This is a genomic window from Comamonas sp. w2-DMI (genome assembly GCF_040187735.1).
GTDB classification, from domain to species: Bacteria; Pseudomonadota; Gammaproteobacteria; order Burkholderiales; family Burkholderiaceae_C; genus Comamonas; species Comamonas terrae.
Window position 1 is genome coordinate 84,086 of sequence record NZ_JBANEL010000020.1, and the last position, 17,367, is coordinate 101,452.

13 protein-coding genes are annotated in these 17,367 nt (G+C 67.3%); 7 read left to right on the forward strand and 6 right to left on the reverse strand.

Going from position 1 to position 17,367, the window contains the following annotated elements; translation table 11 throughout:
- The first annotated feature begins 2 nt into the window (after positions 1-2).
- Positions 3-866 (forward strand): alpha/beta fold hydrolase, encoded by an 864-nt coding sequence (locus V8Z74_RS19125; RefSeq protein WP_349710680.1) that lies wholly within the window; start codon positions 3-5, stop codon positions 864-866.
- Here the strand turns inward: V8Z74_RS19125 and V8Z74_RS19130 are convergent.
- Complete coding sequence (locus V8Z74_RS19130; RefSeq protein ID WP_349710681.1) at positions 808-1,827, reverse strand: diacylglycerol kinase family protein; 1,020 nt, start codon at positions 1,825-1,827, stop codon at positions 808-810. The two genes, V8Z74_RS19125 and V8Z74_RS19130, sit on opposite strands and share 59 nt — an antisense overlap.
- A 214-nt stretch (positions 1,828-2,041) precedes the next feature.
- Here V8Z74_RS19130 and V8Z74_RS19135 point away from each other — a divergent pair, with 214 nt between their 5' ends.
- Positions 2,042-3,994, forward strand: coding sequence for a sigma-54-dependent Fis family transcriptional regulator (locus V8Z74_RS19135; RefSeq protein ID WP_349710682.1), 1,953 nt, complete (start codon positions 2,042-2,044; stop codon positions 3,992-3,994).
- 150 nt (positions 3,995-4,144) lie between these two features.
- Here V8Z74_RS19135 and V8Z74_RS19140 read toward each other — a convergent pair whose 3' ends face one another.
- The 4 genes from V8Z74_RS19140 to V8Z74_RS19155 all read right to left on the reverse strand — a co-directional run bounded on the left by V8Z74_RS19140 (position 4,145) and on the right by V8Z74_RS19155 (position 9,219).
- Positions 4,145-4,939, reverse strand: coding sequence for an ABC transporter ATP-binding protein (locus tag V8Z74_RS19140; RefSeq protein WP_066478604.1), 795 nt, complete (start codon positions 4,937-4,939; stop codon positions 4,145-4,147).
- A gap of 34 nt (positions 4,940-4,973) precedes the next feature.
- A complete protein-coding gene (locus V8Z74_RS19145) occupies positions 4,974-5,858 on the reverse strand; it encodes an ABC transporter permease (RefSeq protein ID WP_066478600.1) in 885 nt (294 codons plus the stop codon).
- 121 nt (positions 5,859-5,979) lie between these two features.
- Positions 5,980-6,948: an ABC transporter substrate-binding protein gene (locus V8Z74_RS19150; RefSeq protein ID WP_066478598.1), complete on the reverse strand. Its 969-nt coding sequence runs from the start codon at positions 6,946-6,948 to the stop codon at positions 5,980-5,982.
- 567 nt (positions 6,949-7,515) lie between these two features.
- The gene (locus V8Z74_RS19155) at positions 7,516-9,219 is read right to left on the reverse strand and encodes an electron transfer flavoprotein-ubiquinone oxidoreductase (RefSeq protein WP_349710684.1); all 1,704 of its coding nucleotides are present in this window, start codon (positions 9,217-9,219) and stop codon (positions 7,516-7,518) included.
- Between the two features lie 266 nt (positions 9,220-9,485).
- Here V8Z74_RS19155 and V8Z74_RS19160 point away from each other — a divergent pair, with 266 nt between their 5' ends.
- The 4 genes from V8Z74_RS19160 (at position 9,486) to V8Z74_RS19175 (ending at position 14,993) form a co-directional block, all read left to right on the forward strand.
- The gene (locus tag V8Z74_RS19160) at positions 9,486-9,908 is read left to right on the forward strand and encodes an acyl-CoA thioesterase (protein ID WP_066478592.1); all 423 of its coding nucleotides are present in this window, start codon (positions 9,486-9,488) and stop codon (positions 9,906-9,908) included.
- A gap of 347 nt (positions 9,909-10,255) precedes the next feature.
- The gene (locus tag V8Z74_RS19165; RefSeq protein WP_349710686.1) at positions 10,256-11,551 is read left to right on the forward strand and encodes a dicarboxylate/amino acid:cation symporter; all 1,296 of its coding nucleotides are present in this window, start codon (positions 10,256-10,258) and stop codon (positions 11,549-11,551) included.
- Between the two features lie 80 nt (positions 11,552-11,631).
- The gene (locus tag V8Z74_RS19170) at positions 11,632-13,557 is read left to right on the forward strand and encodes a sensor histidine kinase (protein WP_349710688.1); all 1,926 of its coding nucleotides are present in this window, start codon (positions 11,632-11,634) and stop codon (positions 13,555-13,557) included.
- 95 nt (positions 13,558-13,652) lie between these two features.
- Entirely contained in the window at positions 13,653-14,993 is a 1,341-nt protein-coding gene (locus tag V8Z74_RS19175) for a sigma-54-dependent transcriptional regulator (protein ID WP_349710690.1), read from the forward strand.
- 28 nt (positions 14,994-15,021) lie between these two features.
- Here the strand turns inward: V8Z74_RS19175 and V8Z74_RS19180 are convergent, their stop codons facing one another.
- Complete coding sequence (locus V8Z74_RS19180; protein WP_349710691.1) at positions 15,022-15,807, reverse strand: arylamine N-acetyltransferase family protein; 786 nt, start codon at positions 15,805-15,807, stop codon at positions 15,022-15,024.
- 71 nt (positions 15,808-15,878) lie between these two features.
- On the opposite strand from V8Z74_RS19180, the gene V8Z74_RS19185 reads away from it, so the two are divergent.
- Entirely contained in the window at positions 15,879-17,363 is a 1,485-nt protein-coding gene (locus V8Z74_RS19185) for an aminotransferase-like domain-containing protein (RefSeq protein ID WP_349710692.1), read from the forward strand.
- The last annotated feature ends 4 nt before the right edge of the window (positions 17,364-17,367 follow it).

The window sequence follows — 17,367 nt, forward strand, 5'->3', positions numbered from 1 at the left end:
ACATGAAGCTGTCCTGCCGCAGCTACCCGGGTGGCGACGCCGGCTGCGCGCCGCTGGTGCTGCTGCACGGCCTGTTCGGCAGCGCCGCACAGTGGCACCACATCGCGGCACCGCTGTCGGCCCGCGCGCGCGTGCTGGCGGTGGACCTGCGCAACCACGGCCTGTCGCCGCACGCCGATGCCATGGACTACGAGAGCATGGCAGACGACCTGCGCGAACTGCTCGACGCCCGGGGCATTGCACGGGCCCGCATCGCCGGCCACAGCATGGGCGGCAAGGTGGCCATGGCCTTTGCGCTGCGGTACCCCGGGCGCACCGAGGCGCTGGCCGTGCTCGACATCGCCCCGGCCCGCTACCACGACCATTTCTCGGCCCTGGTCTGCGCCGCACTGCGGCTGGACCTGGGCGCCGCCCGTTCGCGGGAAGAGGCCGACCGGCAGCTCGAACGCTTCGTGCCCTCGGCCCGCTTGCGGGCCATGCTGCTGCAGAACCTGGCCTGGCGCGACGGGCGATTGGCCTGGCGCATCCACTGGCTGGGCATAGGCGGCTCCATGCCGCAGCTGCTGGGTTTCCCTGCCGGGCTGCAACGCGCGCCGAGCGCCATCGACGCGCTGTTCGTGCGCGGCGGGGCCTCGGACTATGTGCTGCCGCGCCACGAAGACACGATCCAGCGGCTGTTTCCGCATTCGCGCATCGTGGAGCTGCCGGAGGCCGGCCACTGGCTGCATGCCGACCAGCCCGCCGCGCTGGTGCAACTGCTGGCGGAGTGGACGGAGACGCCAGGCGCGGCTGAGCTGCCTGTTTGCTTCAGCCCAGGTGCAGTCGGTTGGCCGCCGCGGCATGCCGCAGCACCGCTTCGACCATGATGGTGCGCGGGCCGTTGCCGTCCAGCGTCACCGTCAGCGGCGCATGGGCGGCGATCTCGATGCTGCGCTCGCCATCGAGCGCCAAGGTTCCCCGGGTGGCCGCGATGGCCACCGGCGCGCCGGGCTGCAGGCGGGCCAGGTTGACCACGCTCACCTCGGCCACCATGCCCGGCATCAGCGGGGCGTGCACGGAGCAGGGTGCGCCGGGCGCCATGCGCAGGTGCAGGCCATGGGTGCAGTCGCGGCCGGTGGGCTCCAGCAGCGCGGCGATGGATGCCAGCCCGATCACACCGGGCTCGCAGAAGCTCACGAACAGCTCCTGCAGGTCCTGGGCGCAGTCCACCGCGCCGGCACCGGTGGCGTCCTGCCGCGAGACGGCGATGTCGACCAGCGCCACGTCCTCCAGCTCCCTGCCGCGCACCAGCAGCCGCTTGTTGCGCCGGACGCCCACGTCCTCGCCGACCCGGCCCGTGGCCACCAGCGCAGCGGCCATGCCGGCCAGCGTGGCATCGAAGCGCTCGGGAAAGGCATTGTTCGTGCCGGTCGAAAGCGTGGCCAGCGGTACCTCGCCGCTGCCCCGGGCCACGGCCCGGTGGGTGCCGTCACCGCCCAGCACGGCGATGGCGCGCACGCCGCGTTCGGCCATCAGCGCGGCGGCGCGGGTGCTGTCGCTGGCGCTGTCGGTCAGTGCAAGATCGAGCAGGCGCACCTCGGGCATCGCGGGCTGGCGCAGGCGTGCCTGCTGCGCGCGCGACTGCACTTCGCGTGCCAGGCCCGAGGTGTCGGGCATCAGCCAGGCCTCCTGGATGCCCAGCGCGCCGGCCGAGGACAGCAGCCGCAGCACGGCATTGATTTTCTCGGCCATGGAAAAGGTGCTGCCCCAGGAGAACAGCCGCCGCAGGTCGCGGCCCGAAGAGGGGTTGGCAATGATGCCGAGGCAGGCGGCTGGAGTCGGATTCATCGTATGCAGGCCGTTGTGTGGGATGGTGAAGGGTGGAACCCAGGCCTGCTTCTTAACGCAAGAACAATGCCAGCTTCACGCATGCCGGCGGCGAAGCAGGCGATTATCATGGCCGGTGTGAGGCGGCAGCCTCCATCCCATGGCAAGCGCGACCCGCTCGACATCTGAAAGAGTGCGGCGACAGGAGACGACAATGCAGTGGATGGCATCGAACATGCCCGCAGAGGCAGGCGGGCCGGCAGGCCCGGGGACGGATTTCTCGATGATCGAGCGCTCGCGCCAGCGCTCGTTCGAGTTGTACCGGTTGGACCCGGGGCGCGGCGAGCCGCCGCGCGTGCTGACCACCAGCGCTCTCAAGGACCATCGCGAGCCCATGGAGCGCTTCATGCGCATCGCGCGCAGCGGCATGGAGGTGTTGTTCGGCCAGATCCGTGAGGCCGGCTATGTGGTGCTGCTGACCGACACCCATGGCGTGGCGGTGGACTTCATCAACAACCCCTTGTTCGATCAGGACTGGCGCCGCGCCGGCCTGTGGCTGGGCAGTTGCTGGACCGAAGAGAAGGAGGGCACTTGCGCGGTGGCGCTGGCCAATCTGGAGCAGCGGGCCATCACCGTGCATCACGAGGAGCATTTCCGCGCTCCGAACAAGAAGCTGACCTGCAGCGCCGTACCGATTTTCGGGACCGACGGACGCATGCTGGCCGTGCTCGATGCCTCGGCCATCGAGTCGCCCGACGACAAGCGCAGCCAGCATCTGGTGCTGCAGATGGTGCGGTCCGCGGCGCGCATGGCCGAGGATGCGAATTTCCTGCACGAGTTCGAGCACCACCATGTGCTCAAGCTCGCGCGGCGGCGCGATTTTCTCGAAGTCTCGGCCGACGGCATGGTCGCGCTCGACGAGGCCGGGCGCATCGTGGCCATCAGCCAGTCGCTGCGCGAGCAAGGTGCGCTGCTGCCCGCCCTGGGCCATTGCATCGAGGAGGTGTTCGACCTGCGGTTCGAGCAGGTGATGCAGGCCGCACACCAGGGCGGCTATCCGCTGACCATGCGCCATCTGGCCACGGGAACGCAGTGCTTTGCATTGATGCGGCCGCCGCGGCGCAGGCCGTCGGCGCCAGCGGCACCTTCGGCGGCCGCACGGCGCGAGGTTCCGCCCGAGGCCGGTGCCGATGCGCTGCAGGCCATTGCCGGGCTGGATCCGCAGATGCAGACCAATACGCGGCAAGCGCTGCGCGTGCTGGACAAGGGGCTGGCCATATTGCTGCATGGCGAATCGGGCTCGGGCAAGGAGGCCTTTGCCAAGGCCATGCACGAGGCCAGCGCGCGCCGGGCCCAGCCCTTCGTGGCGGTCAACTGCGCGGCGATTCCCGAGACCCTGATCGAGAGCGAGCTGTTCGGCTACCGCGAAGGGGCCTTCACTGGCGCCCGCTCCAAGGGCGCGCGCGGCAAGATCGCCCAGGCCCACGGCGGCACGCTGTTCCTCGACGAGATCGGCGACATGCCGCAGGCCATGCAGACGCGGCTGCTGCGCGTGCTGGCCGAGCGCGAGGTCACGCCGCTGGGGTCGGAGCAGCCGATTGCCGTCGATGTGCAGCTGATCTGCGCCACGCACCGCGACCTGCGCGAGATGGTGGCCCAGGGCCAGTTCCGGCTCGACCTGTACTACCGCCTCAACAGCGTGACGCTGGAGCTGCCGGCGCTGCGCGACCGCACCGACAAGAACGCGCTGATCGACAGCCTGCTGCGCGAGGACGGCCGGCAGCTCTACGGCCGTGCCGTGGCCATCACCGCGGCCGCGCGCGACCTGCTGCTGCGCCATGACTGGCCCGGCAATATCCGGCAGCTCAAGAACGTGCTGCGCACGGCCATGGCGCTCAGCGGGGGCGAGCCCGTCAGTCCCGAGCACCTGCCGGCCGAAATCCATGGCGGCCAGCCGCCCATGCTGCCGCCCGAGCGCATGCTGTCCCTGGGCGGAGCCCAGGCGGCTGCCGCGCAGGGGGCACCGATGCAGGAGGCGCAGGACGGGCGCACGGCCTTGCTGCAGGTGCTGAAGGAGCACCGGTGGAACGTCACCGAAGCCGCGCGCAGCCTGGGACTGAGCCGCGCCACGGTATACCGGCACATGCAGAAGTGGGAGATCGTCAGCCCCAACCGGCTTAGTGATTGAAGCCGTCAGCTATCTATTTGTGAGCTGATTACGCCAATCAGCCAATGATTTTGGATTTGGAATAGCTTGAAATATCGATCTGCACAGCGCAGGCAGCTATAAAAAATAAAGTCCGCTGGCGGCGGACTTTATTCGGGTCTGGGCCGGAGGTCAGCTCAGCAGCAGCGCATCGTCGGCCAGTTTTTCGCCGCGCACCTTTTCGAACATGTGCAGCAGGTCGGGCACGTCCATGCGGGCGCGCTCCTCGCCGCTCACGTCCAGCACGACCTGGCCCTGGTGCAGCATCACGGTGCGCGTGCCCACGTCCAGCGCCTGGCGCATGCTGTGGGTGACCATCATGGTGGTGAGCTTGGCTTCCTCGACGATGCGCGCCGTCAGCTGCAGCACGAAGTCGGCCGTGCGCGGGTCGAGCGCGGCGGTGTGCTCGTCCAGCAGCAGGATGCGCGAAGGCTGCAGCGCGGCCATCAGGAGGCTCACGGCCTGGCGCTGGCCGCCCGAGAGCAGGCCGATGCGGTCGGTCAGGCGGTTTTCCAGGCCCAGGCCCAGCGTGGCCAGGCGCTCGCGGTAGAGGTCGCGGTTGGCGGCCTTCACGGCCTTGGACAGGCCGCGGAAATTGCCGCGCTCATGGGCCAGCGCCATGTTCTCCTCGATGGACAGGTCTTCGCAGGTACCCGCCATGGGGTCCTGGAACACGCGCGCCACCTGCTTGGAGCGCTCCCAGACAGGCATGCGCGTCATGTCGATGCCGGCGATCTCGATCTTGCCCTTGTCCACGCCCTGGTCGCCCGAGACGCAGTTGAGGAAGGTGGACTTGCCGGCGCCGTTGGAGCCGATGACGGTGACGAACTGGCCGTCGGGAATGGACAGCGACAGGCCGCGCAGCGCACGCGTCTCGATGGGGGTGCCGGGGTTGAAGGTCAGTTCCAGGTTCTGTGCGTTCAGCATGGTGTTCTCCGCAGTTCTTTCGTTCTTGTCGTTCTTATTTGCGCTTGCCGAGCTTTTTCTTGATCTGCGGGATCACCAGGGCGACGGTCACCAGCACGGCCGTGACCAGGTTCAGGTCCTGGGCCTTGAGGCCGATGGCGTCGATGTTCAGGGCCGCGGCAATGAAGAAGCGGTAGACGATGGCGCCGATCACCACGGCCAGCGTGGCCCAGATGATCTTGCGCGAGGGCAGGATGGTCTCGCCCACGATCACGGCAGCCAGGCCGATCACGATGGTGCCGATGCCCATGGAGATGTCGGAGCCGCCCTGGGTCTGCACGAACAGCGCGCCGGCCAGGCCGACCAGGCCGTTGGAAATCGCCATGCCCAGCAGGATCATGGCGCCGGTGTTCACGCCCTGCGCGCGGGCCATGCGGGCGTTGGAGCCCGTGGAGCGGATGGCCAGGCCGCGCTCGGTGGCGAAGAACCAGTCCAGCGCCAGCTTGGCCACGACGACGAAGCCCAGCAGGATGACGGGGCGCATCACATAGTCGGCCACGCTGTCGGGCTGCAGCATGGTGAACAGCGTGGGATCGTTGATCAGCGGCACATTGGGGCCGCCCATGATGCGCAGGTTGACCGAGTACAGGCCGATCATCATCAGGATCGAGGCCAGCAGGTCCATGATCTTCAGGCGCACATTGAGCCAGCCGGTGATGAAGCCTGCGACGGCGCCGGCGGCGGTGCCGGCCAGCGTGGCCAGCCAGGGATTGATGCCCTGGGAAATCATCACGGCGCAGACGGCGCCGCCCAGGGGAAAGCTGCCGTCCACCGTGAGGTCGGGAAAGCGCAGCAGGCGAAAGGAAATGAAGACGCCCAGCGCCACCAGGCTGAAAATCAGGCCGATCTCGACGGCACCGAGCAGGGAAAAGAGAGACATACGGATAGCGACAGGCGCGAGGGGGAACGTCTAAAAAAAGGGCAGGGCCATGTTGCCATGACGCCTGCCGCTGTGCCTGCGCCGCCCCGGACGCATCCGGGGGCGGCGCGCCGCACAGGCCTTACTTGATCACTTGTGCCGCCGACTTGATCAGCGCGTCGGACAGCTTCACGCCTTGCTTTTCGGCGGCGCCGGGGTTCACGAACAGCTCCATCTTGGTGGAGACTTCGGGCTTGATGTCGCCGGGGTTTTCGCCCTTGAGGATGCGCACCACCATGCGGCCGGTCTGCTCGCCCAGGTCGCGGTAGTTGATGCCGTAGGCGGCCACGGCGCCGCGCTTGACGGAGTCGGTGTCCGAGGCCACCAGCGGGATCTTGGCGTCCTGGCCGACCTTGACCAGCGATTCATAGGCCGACACCACGTTGTTGTCGGTGTTGGTGTAGATCACGTCCACCTTGCCCACCAGCGAGCGGGCGGCGCTGCTCACGTCCACCGAGCGGGGTGCGGCGGCCGTCACCAGCGTCCAGCCCATCTTGGGCAGCAGGGCCTGCAGCTCCTTCACGACCACGGCGGAGTTGGCTTCGCCGGGGTTGTAGACCATGCCGATGCGCTTGGCATTGGGCACGACCTGCTTGACCAGGTCCATTTGCTTGTCCAGGGCCAGCAGGTCGGACACGCCGGTTACGTTGTTCTTGGAAGGCTCCCAGCTGGCCACCAGCTTGGCGGCCACGGGGTCGGTCACGGCGGAGAACACCACGGGCACCGTCTTGGTGGCGGCGATCACGGCCTGGGCCGAAGGCGTGGCGATGGCGACGATGGCGTCAGGCTTGTCGCCGACGAACTTGCGGGCGATCTGGGCGGCGGTGCCGGTATTGCCCTGGGCGCTCTGGTATTGCCACTTGAGGTTCTTGCCGTCCTCGTAGCCGGCTGTCTTGAGGGCGTCCTTGACGCCGTCGCGCACGGCATCCAGGGCCGGGTGTTCGACGATGGCGGTCACGGCCACCGACTTGGTGTCGGCTGCGTATGCCCCCGAAATGGCGGAAACCGCCAGGGCCAGGGCGCCCATGCGGGCCCAAGACAGCTGCTTCATGTGTATCTCCAGCGTGTTTGTGTTTATTTCCAGATGGTGAATAAGACGGCTGCGTTTTGATACACAGCGCCTCGCGGCAAAGTCTACTGCACCCACCTGCTTGTCTCGTCGCTAGTCATAACCCTGTTTTCACCTATACGGAATTCGCCAAAAAATGGCATGAAAACTGCACAAAGTGAAAATCAAACGGGTTATTCATGCAGTAATTTAAGAAAAACGGCTGCAGTTTTGCATCGTGCGGAGGCATTTGAATGCCCTGTTTTGCATTTTTCCTGCATTCATTGTCCGAAAAAGAGTCTTTGGGTACGCATTGCACAAAATTTGAGCGTGCGCAAGCACTGGCTCCTTCGCGCTTGCCAGGCCTGCCGCGCTTTGCAAATCAGGCGAGCGTGCTCCTGATTTTTGGAATCTCATGGATAACCCGCGGTAAATGCACCGGCGGAAACCGCAGGCAGAAACCACGGTGCGTCCGAAGGCATGGAGCGCATGAAAAAGGCCTGCTCGAAAGCAGGCCTCGGTCTCCATGGCGCCTGGCCGGGTTGGCGGGCCCGGATCGCGGATGCGCTTTTACATGCCCGAATAGTTGGGACCGCCGCCGCCTTCGGGCGTCACCCACACAATGTTCTGCGTCGGGTCCTTGATGTCGCAGGTCTTGCAGTGCACGCAGTTTTGCGCGTTGATCTGCAGGCGCTGCTTGCCGGCATTGGCCTCGTCCTCGACGAACTCGTACACCCCGGCCGGGCAGTAGCGCTGCTCGGGACCCGCGAACTGGGTCAGGTTCACGTTCACGGGAACGCCGGGGTCCTTGAGCGTCAGGTGGGCCGGCTGGTTTTCCGCATGGTTGGTGTTGCTGATGAACACGCTGGAGAGGCGGTCGAAGGTCAGCTTGCCATCGGGCTTGGGGTAGACGATGGGCTGGCATTGGTCGGCCGGTTTCAGATAGGCATGGTCGGGCTTGTTGCGGTGCAGCGTCCAGGGGATGTGGCCCTTGAGCACGAACTGCTCGATGCCGTTCATGATGGTGGCGGTGGTCAGGCCCTTCTTGAACCAGGCCTTGAAGTTGCGGGCCTTGTACAGCTCGTCGTACAGCCAGCTGTTCTCGAAGGCATAGGTGTAGCTCGTGAGCTCGTCGTGCTGGCGGCCGGCCACGATGGCTTCGTAGGCGGCCTCGGCGGCCAGCATGCCGGTCTTGATGGCGGCGTGGCTGCCCTTGATGCGGCTGACGTTGAGAAAGCCGGCTTCGCAGCCCACGAGCGCGCCGCCGGGGAACACGAAGCGCGGCAGGCTGGAGATGCCGCCGGCCGTGATGGCGCGCGCGCCGTAGGAGATGCGCTTGCCGGGCTTGATGCCCTTGGATTCGTCGCCTTCCAGGTACCAGCGGATGTTGGGATGGGTCTTCCAGCGCTGCATCTCCTCGAACGGAGACAGGTAGGGGTTGGAGTAGTCCAGGCCGGTGATGAAGCCCAGCGTGACCAGGTTGTCCTCGAGGTGGTAGAGGAAGGCGCCGCCGTAGGTGTCGCTCTTCATGGGCCAGCCGGCGGTGTGCAGCACGAAGCCGGGCTTGTGGCGGGCCGGGTCGATTTCCCACAGCTCCTTGACGCCGATGCCGTAGGTCTGGGGATCGCGGTTGGCGTCCAGGCTGAACTTGGCGATGACCTGCTTGCCCAAGTGGCCGCGCGCGCCTTCGGCGAAGATGGTGTACTTGGCATGCAGCTCCATGCCCAGCTGGAAGTCGCCCGTGGGCTCGCCGTCCTTGCCCACGCCCATGTTGCCGGTGGCCACGCCCTTGACGGAGCCGTCCTCGTTGTAGAGCACTTCGGCGGCGGCAAAGCCGGGGAAGATTTCCACACCCAGGGCTTCGGCCTGGTCGGCCAGCCACTTGGTGACGAAGCCCAGGCGCACGATGTAGTTGCCGTGGTTCTGGAAGCACCGGGGCAGCAGCCAGTTGGGCGTGCGCAGCGACCCCTTCTCGCCCAGGAAGACCATGGCGTCGTCGGTCACGGGCTGCGTCAAAGGAGCGCCTTTTTCCTTCCAGTCGGGAATCAGCTCGGTCAGGGCGCGCGGGTCCATGATGGCGCCCGAGAGGGTGTGCGCGCCGGGCTCGGAGCCTTTTTCTAGCACCACGACGGAGACATCCTGGCCTTTTTCCGCGGCCAGTTGCTTCAGGCGGATGGCGGTGGACAGGCCGCCGGGGCCGCCGCCCACCACCACCACGTCGTATTCCATGGCTTCGCGCGGACCGTACTGGGCCAGGATTTCTTCGTTTGTCATCGGGAGAGTCTCGCTTGGATAGTAAAAAGATGATATGGCGGGGGCCGGGCCGCAGCTCCCTGGGGAAGGGGCCGCAGATGCCGCAATGCGGGCGATTCTATGTCCTCCATGTCCCGATTTGTGCACGGGCGTGCTAATTGGTGACAGCGATTACCCGCAGAACAGGGCACAGTGCGCAAGGACAAAGGCTGCCCATCGGCTTGCCATTCCTCTAAACACATAGTCTGGCGGATGCATCCGCCGGCCGCGACCGGAGACTGTCACCTATGCGCATGGAACTGCCCGAACACAAGAAGCTGGTATACGAGACACGCTTTCCCGTGCGCTGGGGGGACATGGATGCAATGGGCCATGTCAACAACAGCGTGTATTTCCGCTACATGGAGACGGCGCGCATCGACTGGATGATGCAGGCCGGCATGCCGCCCGCCCCCACTGGCGACGGGCCGGTCATCGTCAATGCTTTCTGCAACTTCTACCAGCAGTTTGCCTATCCCGACGTGGTCAGGCTCAAGCTGTATGTCAGCGATCCGGCGCGCACCACCTTCGAAAGCTGGATCACCATGGAAAAGGACGAGGCGCCGGGCGTGGTCTGCGCCGCCGGCGGCGCCACCGTGATCTGGGTGGATTTCCTGCAGCACAAGGCTACCGACCTGCCGCAGTGGGTGCGTGAACTGACCGCGGCCTGATAGGGGCAATCACGCAGGCAAGGCGCTGCCGGCGCCAGGCAGGCGGCGTTCGGATTTCCGGATGGATGGGGGTGTGTGCGTCCGGAAATCCGGAGGTCCAGTGTCGCAAAGTATGCACAAAAGTATGCGTGACATAGGCAAATCAAAGGCTTATGCCGCATGCGCCAGCTGGCACGTTCCGTGCATAGGTTGGTCCAGGCCGCAGCGAGCGGCTGCGAGTGCCGGGGCGGAAACAGCCCGGGTGGCAGCGGTGGCGACCGGAAGGCGCCGCCTTTGCCGCACGGGCTCTGGTACGAGACGAAACCAGCCTGTCCCGGCAAGACTACAACGCATACAAAACCAAACGAATGAAATCCAATCGCCTGACCATGATGGTCCTGCTGGCAATGGCACTGGGGGTGCTCGTCGGCTACATGGTGCATACCTCTGCCGCCACGCCCGAGGCAGCCAAGGAGATCGCCAGCTATTTCGGCATCCTGACGGATGTGTTCCTGCGCATGATCAAGATGATCATCGCTCCCCTGGTGTTCACCACCCTGGTGGCGGGCCTGGCCAACATGGGCGACGCCCAGTCGGTGGGCCGCGTCGGCGGCCGGGCCCTGGGCTGGTTCATCGCGGCGTCGTTCTGCTCGCTGTTCCTGGGCCTGTTCTACGCCAACCTGCTGCAGCCGGGCCATGGCCTGAAGGTGGAGCTGCCCAGCAGCGCCGACGGCCTGGGCCTGAAGACCTCGGCGCTGAACCTCAAGGATTTCATCACGCACGTCTTCCCGAAGAACATCGTCGAGGCCATGGCGACCAACGAGGTTCTGCAGATCCTGGTGTTCGCGCTGTTCTTCGGCCTGGCGCTGGGCTATCTGAACCACCAGAAGAAATACATGCTGGTGGACATGATGGAAGAGGTGTCCCACGTCATGCTGCGCGTCACCGACTACGTGATGCGCTTCGCACCTGTGGGCGTGTTCGGTGCCGTGGCCGACACCATCGCCACCCACGGCCTGGGCATGCTGTCCGTGTTCGGCAAGTTCATGGTCTGCTTCTACATCGCACTGGCCACGCTGTGGGTGCTGCTGACGCTGGCTGGCTATCTGGTGCTGGGCCGCGACGTGTTCCGCCTGCTGGGGCTGATTCGCGGCTCGCTGCTGGTGGGCTTTTTCACGGCCAGCAGCGAATCGACGCTGCCCAAGCTCATGGAACAGCTCGAGGAATTCGGCATCAAGCCGCGCATCACGGGCTTCGTGCTGCCGCTGGGCTACTCCTTCAACCTCGATGGCTCGATGATCTACACGACCTTCCTGGCCATCTTCATCTCTCAGGCCTACGGCATCGAGATGTCCCTGACCGCGCAGATCACCATGCTGCTGGTGCTCATGGTCTCGAGCAAGGGCATCGCGGGCGTGCCGCGCGCCTCACTGGTGGTGGTGGCTGCCGTGCTGCCCATGTTCGGCCTGCCGGAAGCCGGCATTTTGCTGATCCTGGGCATCGACCATTTCCTGGACATGGGCCGCACGCTGACCAATGTGCTGGGCAATGCCATCGCCACGGCCGTGGTGGCCAAGTGGGAAGGCGACAGCGACGACGAGACCGGCCTGCAGGCCGAGGCCGCGGCCATTGCGCTGCCCGAGTCGGAGCGCCTGGCCGCCTGACGGGCTGACGGCATTTGGCCCGCCCGGTCCCATTGCCGGCCATGGGTGCGGCGGCCGGCGCTGCTACCATGGCGGACCCCATGTCCGCTCTATCCGCAGCCAGGCCGCTGCGCCCGCTTTTTTTGCTGTTGCTTGTCTGCCTGTGGCTGCTGCTGAGCGCCCTGGGCGGCTGGGGCGTGTACTGGCTGGCGCAGCGGGCAGGCATTGCGGACCTGCGCGCCTCGGGCGAGCACCGCATGGACCTGTACGCGGCCAGCCTGGAGCGGGAGGTCGACAAGTACGCCTTCCTGCCCGCCATCGTGGCCCTGGACGAAGATGTCCGGGCCATGCTGAACCGCCCCGAGGATGCGGGCCTGCAGCAGCGGGTGAATCAATACCTGGAGCAGCTCAGCGAGCGCGCCGGCACGCTCAGCGTCTACGTGGTGGACAGCCGCGGCAAGGTCAAGGCCGCCAGCAACTGGCGGCGCGCCGACAGCTTCCTCGGCGAGGACCTGAGCTTCCGTCCCTATTACCGCGAGGCCCTGCGCGTGGGCAGCGGGCGCTATTTCGGCATAGGCACCACGCGCGGCGAGCCCGGCTACTACCTCACCAGCACGCTGGGCTCCGTCCATGACCGGGGCGGGGTGCTGGGCGTGGCGGTGGTCAAGGTGGGCCTGGAGCAGCTGGAGCAGTCCTGGGCGGCCGTGGAGTCGCCGGTGCTGGTCAGCGACGAGAACGGCGTGCTCATCCTCAGCAACCGGCCCGAATGGAAGTTCACCACGCTGCAGCCGCTGGACGAGGCCACGCGCCAGCAGCTCGAGAATTCCCAGAAGTACAACCGGCGCGCCCTGCAGCCGCTGGACTGGCAGGTGCTGCGCGAACTGGACGCCGGCACGGCCCTGGTGCGGTTCAGGCCCGGGGCCGCCGGTGCTTCCCCCGGCGCTTCCGCCAATCTGTTCCTGTCCCAGTCGCGTCCGCTCCATTCCTTTCTGGCCACGCCATGGCGCATGACCGTGCTGTCTCCGCTGCGGCCGGTCAACCAGCTGGCGCTGAGCCGTGCCGGAGTGGCCACGGCGGCCATGGCCCTGGCGCTGCTGCTGGTGGCCCTGTTGCACCAGCGCCGCCGGCATTTGCGCGAGCAGCTGGCGGCCCGGGAGGCCCTGCAGGCCGCGCATGATGCGCTGGAACGCAAGGTGGCGCAGCGCACGGCCGACCTGTCGGCCGCCAACCAGGCCCTGCAGCAGGAAGTGGCCGAGCGCGTGCAGGCCGAAGCCACGCTGCGAGCCAAGCAGGACGAGCTGGTGCAGGCCGGCAAGCTGGCCGTGATCGGGCGCCTGTCCACCGAGATGGCGCACGAACTCAACCAGCCGCTGGCGGCGCTGCGCACGCTGGCCGGCAACAGCCAGCGCTTCCTGGAGCGCGGCGAACTGGCGGTGGCCCAGGGCAATCTGCAGCGCATGGCCGATCTGGCCGACCGCATGGGCCGCATCACGGCGCGGCTGCGCAACTTTGCCCGCAAGTCCGAGGGCCGGCCGGCCAGCGTGGTGCTGAACGACGTGCTGGACAATGCCCTGTCCGTGCTGGAGGCGCGCATCGACCGCGCTGGTGCAGTCATCGCGCGCAAGGGGGAGCCCCGGCTTGCCGCCTGGTGCGATGCCAACCGCGTGGAGCAGGTGCTGGTCAACCTGCTGGGAAATGCGCTCGATGCCATGCGCGGGCAGGCCGCGCCCTGCGTGGAGCTGGAATGCCGGCAGGCGGCAGGACAGGAGCCGGGCCAGGTGCAGATACTGGTGCGCGACCATGGCCCGGGCCTGAGCGCCGAAGCACAAGAGCATTTGTTCGAGCCGTTTTTCACCACCAAGCCCGAGGACCAGGGACTGGGCCTGGGCCTGGCCCTGTCGGCCGATATCGTCCAGGCCTGCGGCGGCTCGCTGAAGGGTGCCAACCACCCCGATGGCGGCGCAGTCTTCACCTTGTCCCTGCCGGCGGTGCCGCCCGCGGCTTTGGCGGATACTCGGGCTGGCTGATGCCAGCCGTGCAGCGGCAATGGCGCCTTCCCTGATGCCAAGCCCTGCCGCACTGTTTCTTTTCCGATTGCCCTGATGCCTGCGTGCCTTGCTCCATGAACCCCGCTCTCAAAGTCCTGATCATCGAAGACGACCCGGATGTCGCCCTGGGCTGCGAGCAGGCGCTGCAGCTCGAAGGCATTGCCTGCGAATGCGTGGCCAGTGCCGAGCAGGCGCGCAAGCGCCTGATGCCCGACTATGAGGGCGTGGTGGTCAGCGACATCCGCCTGCCGGGAATGGACGGCATGGCGTTGCTGCGCGAACTCATGGCGCTGGACCCCGAGTTGCCCGTGGTGCTCATCACCGGGCATGGCGATGTCTCCATGGCCGTGCAGGCCATGAAGGACGGCGCCCAGGACTTTCTGGAAAAGCCGTTCGCGCCCGAGCTGCTCGTTGGCGCCGTGCGCCGCGCGCTGGAGCGCCGGCGCCTGGTGCTGGAAGTGCGCTCGCTGCGCCGCCAGCTTGAAAGCGCGGGCAACCTGGAGCACCGGCTGCTGGGCCGCGCGCCCAATATGCAGCGCCTGCGCCAGACCCTGCAAAGCCTGGCCCAGAGCGCGGCCGACGTGCTCATCGTCGGCGAAACCGGCGCCGGCAAGGAACTGGTGGCGCGTTGCCTGCACGAGGCCAGCAGCCGGCGCAACGGCAACTTCGTGGCCATCAACTGCGGCGGCCTGCCCGATACGCTGTTCGACAGCGAGATGTTCGGCAGCGAGGCCGGCGCCTTCACGGGCGCGGGCAAGAAGCGCATCGGCAAGATCGAGCACGCCAGCGGCGGCACGCTGTTCCTCGACGAGATCGAGAGCATGCCCATGGCCATGCAGATCAAGCTGCTGCGCGTGCTGCAGGAGCGGGTGCTGGAGCGCCTGGGCTCCAACACGCTGATTCCCATCGACTGCCGCGTCATCGCCGCGACCAAGGTGGATCTGCTGGAGCTGAGCCGCCAGGGGCTGTTCCGGGCCGATCTCTACTACCGGCTCAACGTGGCCACGCTGACGGTGCCGCCGCTGCGCGAACGGCGCGAGGACGTGCCGCTGCTGTTCGAGCACTTCGCGCTGCAGGGTGCGGCGCGCCACCAGCGGCCCGTGCCCGAGCTGACGGCGGCGCGCATACAGCAGCTGCTGGGCTATGACTGGCCCGGCAATGTGCGCGAGCTGCGCAATGTGGCCGAACGCACGGTGCTGGGCATAGAGGCCGGCTCGCCGCCTTTCGCCACCGAGCCGTCCGAAGCCCCCAAGCCCCTGGCGGCCACCGTGGAGGCCTTCGAGCGTGCGCTGATTGCCGATGCGCTGCGCCGCCAGGGCGGCAGCCTGGCCCGCACGGCCGAGGCCTTGTCCATGCCCAAGACCACGCTGCACGACAAGATCCGCAAGTACGGACTGGACGGGCAGGGCGGCTGAGGCGCAAGGCCGCGCCGGAAGCCGGCTGTCAGCGCCCTGGCTGCGCCACGGCCGGCGCCAGCCCGAAGAGGTTGGCCAGCACCTCGCCGATCTCTTCGCGGGCCAGCTGCCTTTTCTCGACCTGGCCGTTCGTCACCGTCTTGAGCATGTCGTCCAGCAGGATGGCGCGGCCGGTGCTGTGGTGCAGCACCACCAGCAGCTTCTGCACGAAGATGGCTTCGGGGTGGGTGGAGTTCAGGTAGTTGGCGGGAACGAAGTCGATCCATTCCTGGGGCGACAGGTCGAAGGCGTACTGGTTGGCCCATTCGCCCTCCACCCTGGCCTTGAGCACGTATTCGCCGCGTTCGTCCAGCGTGAGCTGGAAGGTGTCGCAGTCTTGCGCGACCTCGACGCCCACGGCGTCCAGGTCCATCGGCGCGCGGATGCCGTAGCTGCCGAAGCCCAGGTCGCACAGCCAGCGCCGGCCTTCGACCTCGGCGATCACGGCCATGTGGGTGCGGGGTCGGCGGGCGGGGTAGAACATGGGCCGGGCCGCGACAAAGCGGTAGGCGATGCCCAGGGCCTGCAGCGCCATGGCGAACAGGCCGTTGACCTCGTAGCAGTAGCCGCCGCGGCCCTGGCGGAGAATCTTTTCGGCAATGTCCTCGGGCACCAGCGAGACGATCTTGCCCTCCTGGACGTCCAGGTTCTCGAAGGGCACGGTGAACAGCTGCCGGCGCATGAGGGCGTGCAGCGTGGCGGTGTCGGGGCCGGAATGGCCGGTGTGGCCGATGCGTTGCAGATAGGTGGGCAGGTCGAAATTGCTGGCGTGCATTTGGAAAAAAGTCCTTGCGTAGATTGCAGTCCGGACGATAGGGCATGGGCGGCCTCCGCTGTATAGGCAGAATGAATGAAAATCCACCTGTACAGATTCTTTCGCCCCTGCCCATGGACAGCCTCGACGCCTCTTTGCCCCACTATCTGCGCATTGCCGGGATGCTGCGCCAGACCCTGGCTTCGGGCGCGCTGCGACCCGGCGACCGTGTGATCTCTGCACGCAAGCTGGCCGAGCGCGAACGGGTCAGCCTGCCCACGGCGCTGGAGGCGCTGCGCAGCCTCGAAGCCCAGGGGCTGATCGTCGCGCGGCCGCGCTCGGGCTACTTTGTGCGCCAGCAGGCCCCGGTCGCGGCCTTGCCGCCCTCGCGCCCGTCGCCGCGCCCCATGCCCGTGACCATGGCGGGCCTGGCGCGCTCGCTGTTCAGCAGCGCCGATGCGCGGCTGATCCCGCTGGGCGCCGCGCTGCCCGACCCCGCCTGGTTGCCCGCGGCCACGCTGCAGCGCGCGCTGCAGGCCGCGGGCCGGCGCCTGCAGGCCCAGGGCCAGAGCTACAGCATGCCGCCGGGTCGGGCCGAGCTGCGCGGCCAGATCGCGGCGCGGGCCGCGCAATGGGGCGGCCGCTTCGGCCCCGACGATCTGATTCTCACCTCCGGGGCCACGCAGGCCGTGCGGCTGGCGCTGCGCGCCGTATGCCAGCCCGGCGATGTGGTGGCCATCGAGCGGCCAGCCTATTTCGGCACGCTGCTGCTGCTGGAAGACCTGGGCCTGAAGGCGCTGGAGGTCGCGACCGATCCGCGCGAAGGCCTGCTGCCCGAGGCGCTGGCCGAGGCCCTGGCAAGGCACAGGCCTGCGGCGGTGCTGGCCTCGCCCACGGTGCAGAACCCGCTGGGCGCCAGCATGTCCGTGGAGCGCAAGCGCGCGCTGGTGGCGCTGCTGGAGCAGGCCGGCGTGCCGCTGATCGAGGACGATGTGTATGGCGACTTGGCTGGCGAGGGCCAGCGTCCGCCGGCCTGCAAGGCCTTCGACGGCAGCGGCAACGTGCTGTACTGCAGCTCGGTGTCCAAGACCCTGGCGCCGGGCTGGCGCATCGGCTGGATTGCGCCGGGGCGCTTTCATGCGCAGGTGCTGAAGGCACGGCTGGCCGGGGACTGGGCCGGTGCGCCGCTGCTGGAGGCCGCCGTGGGCGAGGTGCTGGCCAGCGGCGATTACGACCGCCATCTGCGGCGTCTGAAAACCCGTATCCAGGCTGCGGTGCAAGCCGTCACGGCGCGGGTGGAAGCCAGTTTCCCGCCCGGCACGCGCATCTCCATGCCTTGCGAGGGTTTTGTGCTGTGGGTGGAACTGCCGCGCCAGGTGAATGCGCTGGAGGTGCACCGCCGCGCGCTGGAGCTGGGCATAGGCGTGAGCCCCGGCCAGCTGTTCTCGCCGCAGGCCGACCTGCCCAGCCACCTGCGCCTGAACTGTGCCAACGAGCCCACGCCCCGGCTGCTCGGGGCCGTGGGGCAGATCGGCGAACTGTGCCGGGAACTGGCGCGGAGCACCGCTCCGGCCTGACAGC

What these genes read in the sequence shown, in the direction of transcription:
- V8Z74_RS19125 (WP_349710680.1), top strand. Translation starts at nt 3, where the DNA reads ATGAAGCTGTCCTGCCGCAGCTACCCGGGTGGCGACGCCGGCTGCGCG.
- V8Z74_RS19130 (WP_349710681.1), bottom strand. Translation starts at nt 1,827, where the DNA reads ATGAATCCGACTCCAGCCGCCTGCCTCGGCATCATTGCCAACCCCTCT.
- V8Z74_RS19135 (WP_349710682.1), top strand. Translation starts at nt 2,042, where the DNA reads ATGCCCGCAGAGGCAGGCGGGCCGGCAGGCCCGGGGACGGATTTCTCG.
- V8Z74_RS19140 (WP_066478604.1), bottom strand. Translation starts at nt 4,939, where the DNA reads ATGCTGAACGCACAGAACCTGGAACTGACCTTCAACCCCGGCACCCCC.
- V8Z74_RS19145 (WP_066478600.1), bottom strand. Translation starts at nt 5,858, where the DNA reads ATGTCTCTCTTTTCCCTGCTCGGTGCCGTCGAGATCGGCCTGATTTTC.
- V8Z74_RS19150 (WP_066478598.1), bottom strand. Translation starts at nt 6,948, where the DNA reads ATGAAGCAGCTGTCTTGGGCCCGCATGGGCGCCCTGGCCCTGGCGGTT.
- V8Z74_RS19155 (WP_349710684.1), bottom strand. Translation starts at nt 9,219, where the DNA reads ATGACAAACGAAGAAATCCTGGCCCAGTACGGTCCGCGCGAAGCCATG.
- V8Z74_RS19160 (WP_066478592.1), top strand. Translation starts at nt 9,486, where the DNA reads ATGCGCATGGAACTGCCCGAACACAAGAAGCTGGTATACGAGACACGC.
- V8Z74_RS19165 (WP_349710686.1), top strand. Translation starts at nt 10,256, where the DNA reads ATGAAATCCAATCGCCTGACCATGATGGTCCTGCTGGCAATGGCACTG.
- V8Z74_RS19170 (WP_349710688.1), top strand. Translation starts at nt 11,632, where the DNA reads ATGTCCGCTCTATCCGCAGCCAGGCCGCTGCGCCCGCTTTTTTTGCTG.
- V8Z74_RS19175 (WP_349710690.1), top strand. Translation starts at nt 13,653, where the DNA reads ATGAACCCCGCTCTCAAAGTCCTGATCATCGAAGACGACCCGGATGTC.
- V8Z74_RS19180 (WP_349710691.1), bottom strand. Translation starts at nt 15,807, where the DNA reads ATGCACGCCAGCAATTTCGACCTGCCCACCTATCTGCAACGCATCGGC.
- V8Z74_RS19185 (WP_349710692.1), top strand. Translation starts at nt 15,879, where the DNA reads ATGAATGAAAATCCACCTGTACAGATTCTTTCGCCCCTGCCCATGGAC.